The sequence below is a fragment of the Kineococcus aurantiacus genome (assembly GCF_013409345.1).
Taxonomy (GTDB): domain Bacteria; phylum Actinomycetota; class Actinomycetes; order Actinomycetales; family Kineococcaceae; genus Kineococcus; species Kineococcus aurantiacus.
On sequence record NZ_JACCBB010000001.1, the window covers coordinates 264,573 to 272,989 of the forward strand.

At 72.6% G+C, this 8,417-nt stretch carries 6 protein-coding genes; 3 read left to right on the forward strand and 3 right to left on the reverse strand.

The features are described 5' to 3' along the window. Positions 1 to 55: 55 nt before the first annotated feature. Together uvrB and coaE are read right to left on the reverse strand one after the other, a co-directional pair. Positions 56 to 2,185 (reverse strand): excinuclease ABC subunit UvrB, encoded by a 2,130-nt coding sequence (gene uvrB / locus BJ968_RS01310; RefSeq protein ID WP_179748532.1) that lies wholly within the window; start codon positions 2,183 to 2,185, stop codon positions 56 to 58. A gap of 10 nt (positions 2,186 to 2,195) precedes the next feature. Then, positions 2,196 to 3,122, reverse strand: a complete 927-nt coding sequence (gene coaE, locus BJ968_RS01315) for a dephospho-CoA kinase (protein ID WP_179748534.1) — start codon at positions 3,120 to 3,122, stop codon at positions 2,196 to 2,198. A gap of 202 nt (positions 3,123 to 3,324) precedes the next feature. Here coaE and BJ968_RS25410 point away from each other — a divergent pair, with 202 nt between their 5' ends. Further along, on the forward strand, positions 3,325 to 4,125 hold the full coding sequence (locus BJ968_RS25410) for a glycoside hydrolase family 16 protein (RefSeq protein ID WP_179748536.1): 801 nt from the start codon (positions 3,325 to 3,327) through the stop codon (positions 4,123 to 4,125). Between the two features lie 87 nt (positions 4,126 to 4,212). Here the strand turns inward: BJ968_RS25410 and BJ968_RS01325 are convergent, their stop codons facing one another. After that, positions 4,213 to 6,291 carry an Ig-like domain-containing protein gene (locus tag BJ968_RS01325; protein ID WP_179748538.1) on the reverse strand — a complete coding sequence of 693 codons (2,079 nt, stop codon included), beginning with the start codon at positions 6,289 to 6,291 and terminating at the stop codon, positions 4,213 to 4,215. 234 nt (positions 6,292 to 6,525) lie between these two features. Between BJ968_RS01325 and BJ968_RS01330 the strand changes: the two genes are divergently transcribed. Further along, entirely contained in the window at positions 6,526 to 7,332 is an 807-nt protein-coding gene (locus BJ968_RS01330) for a glycoside hydrolase family 16 protein (RefSeq protein ID WP_179748540.1), read from the forward strand. 99 nt (positions 7,333 to 7,431) lie between these two features. Further along, positions 7,432 to 8,346: a glycoside hydrolase family 16 protein gene (locus BJ968_RS01335; protein ID WP_179748542.1), complete on the forward strand. Its 915-nt coding sequence runs from the start codon at positions 7,432 to 7,434 to the stop codon at positions 8,344 to 8,346. Positions 8,347 to 8,417: the final 71 nt, after the last annotated feature.

Sequence of the window (8,417 nt, forward strand, 5' to 3'; positions counted from 1 at the left end):
GCGCGCGTGCAGCCGGCCCGGTGGGTCACCGGGCCAGCCGCGGCCCCGGCGCCCCTCAGGCGCCCTGGGCCGCGCGCATCCCCCGCAGCTCCTTCTTGAGGTCCCCGACCTCGTCGCGCAGGCGGGCCGCCAGCTCGAACTGCAGCTCCGCGGCGGCGGAGTGCATCTGGTCGGTCAGCTCCTGGATGAGGTCGGCCAGGTCGGCCTGCGGCATGCCCCCGCGCGGCTCGGGACCGACCTCGCGCCCCACGTTCTTGCCCTTGGCCCCCTTGGCGGGGGTGGGGGCCTTGCCCCGCGACTGCGTCCGCCCGCTGCCGCCCTTGGCCGCGGCCAGCAGCTCGGCCGTGTCGGCGTCCTCGCGGGCGATGAGGTCGGTGATGTCGGCGATCCTCTTGCGCAGCGGCTGCGGGTCCACGCCGCGCTCGGTGTTGTACGCGACCTGCTTGGCGCGGCGGCGGTTCGTCTCCTCGATCGCCTCGGCCATGGACGGGGTGATCCTGTCGGCGTACATGTGCACCTGCCCGGAGACGTTGCGGGCGGCGCGGCCGATGGTCTGGATGAGCGACTTCGCCGAGCGCAGGAACCCCTCCTTGTCGGCGTCCAGGATCGCCACGAGGGAGACCTCGGGCAGGTCCAGGCCCTCGCGCAGCAGGTTGATGCCGACGAGGACGTCGTACTCGCCCTGCCGCAGCTCGCGCAGCAGCTCCACGCGCCGCAGCGTGTCGACCTCCGAGTGCAGGTACCGCACCCGCACCCCCTGGTCGAGGAAGTAGTCGGTGAGGTCCTCGGCCATCTTCTTGGTCAGCGTGGTCACCAGCACGCGCTCGTCCTTGGCCGTGCGCAGCGAGATCTCGTGCAGCAGGTCGTCGATCTGCCCCTTCGTGGGCTTGACGACGACCTCCGGGTCGACCAGGCCCGTCGGGCGGATGATCTGCTCGACCACGCCCCGGCCGCGCGAGAGCTCGTAGTCCCCCGGGGTCGCCGACAGGTACACGGTCTGCCCGATGCGCTCGAGGAACTCCTCCCACCGCAGCGGCCGGTTGTCCATGGCGCTGGGCAGGCGGAACCCGAAGTCGACCAGCGTCCGCTTGCGCGACATGTCGCCCTCGTACATGGCTCCGATCTGCGGGACCGTCACGTGCGACTCGTCGATGACGAGCAGGAAGTCCTCGGGGAAGTAGTCCAGCAGCGTGTTCGAGGCCGACCCCGGCGCGCGGCCGTCCAGGTGCCGGGAGTAGTTCTCCACCCCCGAGCAGGACCCGACCTGGCGCAGCATCTCGATGTCGTACGTCGTGCGCATGCGCAGGCGCTGCGCCTCGAGCAGCTTGCCCTGCTGCTCCAGCTCGGCGAGGCGCTCGGCCAGCTCGGCCTCGATGGTGCCGATGGCCCGTTCCAGCCGCTCGGGACCGGCGACGTAGTGCGAGGCGGGGAAGACGTAGACGAGCTCCTCCTCGCGCAGCACCTCCCCCGTCAGCGGGTTCAGCGTGTACAGCTTGTCGATCTCGTCGCCGAAGAACTCGATGCGCAGCGCGTGCTCCTCGTACTGCGGGATGATCTCGACGGTGTCGCCGCGCACGCGGAACGTGCCGCGGGTGAAGGCCAGGTCGTTGCGGGTGTACTGCTCCTCGACGAACTTGCGCAGCAGGACGTCCCGCTCGATGGTGTCGCCCACCTTCAGGGTCACCATCCGGTCGACGTACTCCTGCGGCGTGCCCAGGCCGTAGATGCACGAGACCGTCGCCACCACGACGACGTCGCGGCGGGTCAGCAGCGAGTTCGTGGCGGAGTGCCGCAGCCGCTCGACCTCGTCGTTGATCGAGGAGTCCTTCTCGATGTAGGTGTCCGACTGCGGGACGTAGGCCTCGGGCTGGTAGTAGTCGTAGTAGGAGACGAAGTACTCGACGGCGTTGTTGGGCAGCAGCTCGCGGAACTCGTTGGCCAGCTGCGCGGCGAGGGTCTTGTTCGGTGCCATCACCAGCGTCGGGCGCTGCACCTGCTCGATGAGCCAGGCCGTCGTCGCCGACTTGCCCGTCCCGGTGGCGCCCAGCAGGACGACGTCCTGCTCCCCCGCGTCCACCCGCTTCGCCAGCTCGGCGATGGCGGCGGGCTGGTCGCCGGAGGGGGAGAACTCGGAGACCACCTCGAAGGGGGCCACCCGGCGCTGGATCGTTGTCGTCGGCCGCATGGGCAAGAGGTTAGGCCGGACCTCCGACACGAGCCCGCCGCGCCGGCGGGTCGACCTCCTCCACGACCACGGCGCAGCCGGGGTCGGCGCTCGCGAACCACCCCTGACCTGCACGGACGTACCCGACGGCCCGCAGCGCGGCGTCGAGGTCACCGCCGGCGGGCGGCCGCGCGCGCTCCACGTCGAGCCGCAGCGGCCAGGAGTCCCCCGGCCGTGGGCGCACGTCGCCGCCGGTGGCCCGCGCCACCCGCCGCCGCGCCCGCTCGGCCTCGCCCGGGCCCGGGGCGCCGGGGGGCAGCGGCCCGGGGCGCCCGGCCCGCAGGCCCGCCTCGAAGGGCACCAGCCGGTCGTGCCAGAGCCGCTCGACCAGCCGCGGCAGCGGGTCGGGGGCGCTCCCGGGCGCCCGGCGGGGGTTGGGCAGCAGCACGTCGGCGGCGGCGCGCCGCTCACCGTCCGTGGCCTGCGCCGCCAGGCGCGCCCGGGCGTCGGCCTCGCTCATGCCGCGCTCGGCGACGAGGCGGCGGACCCGCTCGTCGGCCTCGGCGTCGACCACGACCACGAGCGGGTAGCCGGGCGCGGCACCCGTCTCGACCAGCAGCGGGACGTCCTCGACCACCACGGCGTCGTCGGGGGCGGCGGCGACCAGCTCGGCCCGCCGGGCGGCCACGAGCGGGTGCACGATCGCGTCGAGGGCGGCCCGGCGTTGCGGATCACCGAAGACGACCTGCGCCAACGCGGATCGGTTGAGATCACCCTCCGTAGTCAAAATGTCATGGCCAAATTCCACGGTGATCGCGGCCAGACCAGGGGTACCCCGGGCGACGACCTCCCGGGCCAGGACGTCGGCGTCCACGAGGACCGCGCCCAGAGCGGTGAGAAGTCGAGAAACGGTGGATTTTCCCGCCCCGATTCCACCCGTCAGGCCTAGTCGCAGCACGCAGCGACCATACCTGACCGCACACAGTCATCCCACTTTCCGTTCCGTCACTTTTTCATGATCAATGGAAGTTGAACGCGCCACGGACTTGCGCGAAGCCTTCTCGTCACGCTTGGGTAACGCCCATGATGACTCTCCGCAGTCATCAGCAGCACCTTCCCCCCCTTTGACCCCATGGTCCACGAGGACCGCAGGAGGAACCTTGTCCACCACGGCACCCCCCCGCTGCCCCGCCCCCCGCTCCCGCTGGCCCCTCGGGCTCGCCGGAGCGGCCGTCGCCGCCGCGCTCGCCGTCAGCACCGCCGCCCCCGCCGAAGCCGCCGTGACCCGCCCCCCGGCCAGCGGCGGGGGGTGGACGCGCACCTTCGTGGACGACTTCAACTCCCTCGACTCGACCAAGTGGTCGCGCTACGAGGGCACCTCCAGCGCCGGGGGCACCCGGTGGACCCGAGAGCAGGCCACCGTCACGAACGGCAAGCTCGTCCTGCAGACCGAGAAGACCAGCAGCGGCTGGCGCACCGGGGGCGTCAGCAGCGCCCGCGCCGGGTCGCAGTCCTACGGCAAGTGGCTCATCCGCTTCCGCGCCGACGCCGGCGACGGTCTCGGCTACGTCTTCCTGCTCTACCCGCAGGGCGGCGGCTGGCCCCCGGAGGTGGACATCGCCGAGAACGGCGGCGGCGACAAGCAGGAGACCCTGGGCGCGCTGCACTACGACGACGCCTACGGCAACCACCAGCGCATCCACAAGCGCCTCACCGGCGTCGACTTCACCACCTGGCGCACCGTGGGGGTCGAGCTGTCCCGCGGCAAGATCTCCTGGACCCTCGACGGCCAGCCGTGGGCCACCTCCTACACCTCCGGGGTCCCCGACGAGAAGATGTGGCTGGGCCTGCAGGGTGCGGTCCACGACGACTGCACCTCGGGGCGGACCTGCGTGAACTCCACCACGCCCCGCTCGGCCGACATCGAGATCGACTGGGTCGCGCGGTACAAGCGCAGCTGATCGGCCCGGCAACGCACGACGGCCGGCCTCCCGCACGTGCGGGAGGCCGGCCGCGTCACCCGCCCGCGCTGCGGGCGGCCCGTCGCGTCAGGACGCCGGGGTGACGTTCTGCACCAGGAACACGTTGTCCTGGTAGTCGTAGTTGATCCCCTGCAGGTCCTGGGCCAGCAGGTACGTCCCCGGCACGACGGCCCCGGCGGCGTTGCGGACGACGAACACCCGCAGGTGGTGCCCGCACACCGTCGCGGTGCACCCCTTGGACCGGTCGGTGGTGTCGTCGTTCAGCCGCGGGTCACCGAACTCGCCGTCGGCCTTGAACCCGAACGACCCCGACGGGGTGAAGCTCGAGCGGGCCAGGCCGGTGGCGTCGGCCAGGGCCGCGCGCGCACTGCGCGGCAGCACCGTCTGGGCGTCCGTGTTGCTCTGCACCAGAGCGGTGTTCAGCACCGTCGGGGACCCCTGCGCGAACCACCGCAGGTACGCGTAGCTCGGGTACGTGTGGTAGCCGGCCAGCTGGGTCACCGTCACCGGCGTCCCCGACTGCCGCACCCGCCAGTACGGCGAGAGCACCTCGTCGCTGCTCCACGCCTGGTACGCACCGGCGCGGTTGATCCTCGACGGCAGCACGGTGGTGTAGCCGAAGGCCCTGACGAGTTCGGGCAGCGTCGGTTCGTAGCTGCCCTCGTTGTAGTTCTGCCACAGACCCGACAGCGGCAGGGACGCGGTGGTCGACCCGGCGCGCACGTCCACGGTCCCCGCCCACACGTCACCCGACGTCGCGGTGAAGGTGACCGTGGCCGTGGCGGACTGGCCCGGCTGCAGGGTCAGCGGCGTGGGCACCCCGCTCACCGCGAACGGCCCCGTCGTCCCGATCGAGTCCACGGTCGCCGGGGACGTGCCCGTGTTGCGCACCTGGAACGTGGCCGAGGTGTGCGTGCGCTGCCCGCTCTTGGGGTGGGCGACCTTGCTCAGCACCAGGCGGTCGCCGGGCGCGGCGTCGCCGGGGACCAGGGCGAGCTTGGCCGGCACCGGGGTCGCCGTCGGCGTGGCGGTCGGGGTCGCGGTCGGGGTCGCCGTCGGCGTCTCGGTCGGAGTGGCGGTCGGAGTGGCCGTCGCCGTCGGAGTAGACGTCGGGGTCACGGTCGGAGTTTCCGTCGGGGTCGCCGTCGGGGTGGACGTCGGAGTGGCGGTCGGGGTCGCCGTCGGAGTCGCGGTCGGAGTTTCCGTCGGAGTCGCCGTCGGGGTGGACGTCGGCGTCGGGGTCGGCGTCGTGGAGGACTGCTCCGCCGTCACCGCGAACCGGTCGACCTTGACGGTCAGCGGCGTCGAGCGCCGCCGGTGGCTGGTGAACAGCCCGAGGAAGGTCGAGGCGCCGGGGGTGACCGCGGTCTGGCCGGGCAGGTCGAAGAACCCCGCCGGCACCGACAGGGACCCGAGCGCGACCGCGGCGGCACCGGGCACCTGGTAGGAACCCGACACGGTCCCGGCGGCGGGGTCGGCGACCAGGGTCAGGGTGAGCGAGCCGCCGGTCACGGACAGCGTGCGGTAGCCCTTCTCGTCCGCGGTGGTGCTCGCCCCGCCGACCTCGCGCACCAGCTGGGGTTTCACGGTCCCGCCGGAGGCGGCCGTGGCGACCAGCTTGACGTAGTCGTCCTCGCCGGGGCCGAACCACAACCCGAACCCCTCCCCCAGGTTGGAGGTGGCGGGGACGTCGGTGAAGGTGATGGTGGCGGTCGTCCGGCGGGTGCCGTCCAGGCCGATCGCCAGCCCGTTGTCCAGCGAGTTCCCCGGCGGGGTCGTCCCCGTGCCCAGGTAGTTCGAACCCTTGGTCGTGGTGACCCGCAGGGTGCCGGTCCCGCTGGGGTCGACGGTGAGGTTCTGCGGCAGGTACGAGCCGGTCGTGCTGCGCTGCACCGCCGTGAACGCCCCCAGGTCGGCGGCGTCGTCGAAGTCGAGGTCCAGGGGCAGCGCGGGGGCCAGGTGGTCGCAGTCGTGACCGGACAGCACCGGCGGGCAGGACGCCGTCGGCAGCGCGGCGGCCGGTGCGGCCTGGACGACGAGGGAGGACAGGGCCAGGGGCACGGCGGCGACGGCGGCGAGGGCGGCGGGCACCCAGCGGCGGCGCGGGCCGGACAGGCCGGGCGGGGCGATCGGGTGGGTGGGCACGGGGTCTCCTCGCTGTGGTCCGCGTCACGCTCGGTCCGTGGAACCGGACGGCGGCGCCGGGGCGTTCTCGTGCAGTAGCGTGCGCAAGCTACCGCACGGGTCATGATCAGCGAGACGCTCCGCCGGATCGGGCGCGCGGCCGGGAGAGCACGACGGTGACGGCGATCACAGGGGGCCCGGTTGCAGGAGGGATCCGCGGTGCGACGGCACCGACGGCCGTCACAGCGGGTGCTGTTGTCGGCACTCGCCGCGGTGGTGGTCCTGGTGGTCCTGGTCACGGTCCTGGTCGTCCGGTTCGCGCCGCCGCGGCACGAGCCGTCGGGGCAGGCCCCTCCCGGCGACGGCGGCGGGTGGCGCCGCACGATGGTCGACGACTTCACCGGCAGCACCCTGGACACCTCCACGTGGGGCAGCTACGACGGCAGGCCCGCGGGCAAACCCATCAGCTACTGGCGCTCGGAGAACGTCTCCGTCACCGGCGGCACGTTGCGGCTGACCGCCGAGCGCGTCTCGGCGCGGGCCTGGCGCACCGGGGGCGTCTCCAGCGCCACCTCCGGCGGGCAGACGTACGGCAAGTGGTCGGTGCGGATGCGGGTCGACCCGGGCGACGGCATCGGGTACGCGGTGCTGCTGTACCCCCTCGGCGGCGGGTGGCCCCCGGAGGTCGACATCGCAGAGGACTCCGGCGGCCCGCGGCAGGGGTTCCGCTCGACCTTCCACTACAGCCCGCAGAACCGCACCCTCGGCCGGCGCAACGAGGACGTCGACATGACCCGGTGGCACACCGTGAGCGTGGTGCTCGAGCCGGGGAAGCTGACCTACCTGGTCGACGACGTCCCGTGGTACGTCCAGGAGACCGAGGAGGTGCCCGACGTGCCGATGTGGCTGGGGGTCCAGCAGACCGCGAACGTGCGCACGGGCGACCCCGACCAGCTCGAGCGCAGCTACGTGGACGAGGAGACGCCGGAGCGCTCGGTGCTCGAGGTGGACTGGGTGGCCCGTTACACGCGCCTGGACGAGGTCCCCCGTTCGGCCAGATGATCGTCACTCTCCGTGACAAAAGGGGGGAGTTACAGGGCGAACGGGTGAACCTGCGTCCCCGGGGAGAGGATCACCGCCGCACCCCCCGAAACACCTTGCATGACCACTCCGGCCCCCCGCCGCCGCCGCACGCTTCGAACCCTCGTCGCCTCGGCCGGCGCTGCCCTGTCCGTGCTGACCCTGGCGACCGCCGCCCCGGCCGACGCCGCCGGCACCGGCGTCACCCGCGGTGCGCGCACCCTGTCCGCCGCCGCCGACACCGTCGGCGCGACCACCGGCACGACCACGACCACCACCCCCGTCAACCTGGCCACCACCCCGTCCGGGGTCCGGATCCCCGGCAGCTACGGCAAGTGGAAGCGCGTCTTCGCCGACGACTTCACCAGCACGCTGAACAGCGACAACTGGAGCCGCTACCAGGGCACGCCGCGCGGCAAGGAGAACGCCGAGTGGCGCCGCGAGAACACCTTCGTCAAGGACGGCAAGCTGGTCCTGCGCACCCAGTACGAGAACGGCACGTGGTACTCCGGCGGGACGTCCAACGCCCGCTCCGGCTCGATGACGTACGGCAAGTGGCTGGTCCGCTTCCGCGCCGACGCCGCTGACGGCATCGGGTACGTCTTCCTGCTGTACCCCCAGGGCGGCGGCTGGCCGCCGGAGGTCGACTTCGCCGAGGACTCCGGCGGCGACCGCCAGGAGTTCATGGCGACCACGCACTGGAGCCCGCAGAACAAGCAGGCCCACGCGTGGCTCAAGAGCGACTCCACCCAGTGGCACACCGTGGGCGTGACCATCGAGCCCGGTCTGATCCAGTACACGATCGACGGGCGCGTGTGGGCCACGTACACCGGTGAGGGCGTCCCGAACCAGCCGATGTGGCTGGGTCTGCAGGCCCACCACAGCGACTGCAACCCCAAGTACCCCGGCAGCTGCTCGAACATCGCCAGCGGTGCCACCCCGGTGCAGTCCGACATCGAGGTCGACTGGGTCGCCCGGTACACGCTGGCGCAGTGACCCCGGGGGGGGTCGGACGGCGGGGGGAACCGGTCAGGTCGAGGACGACCTGACCGGTTCCCCGGTCCGCG

Bases quoted from the DNA above. Each gene is read 5' to 3' on its own strand.
- BJ968_RS01335 (WP_179748542.1), top strand. From the start codon at position 7,432: ATGACCACTCCGGCCCCCCGCCGCCGCCGCACGCTTCGAACCCTCGTC.
- uvrB (WP_179748532.1), bottom strand. From the start codon at position 2,185: ATGCGGCCGACGACAACGATCCAGCGCCGGGTGGCCCCCTTCGAGGTG.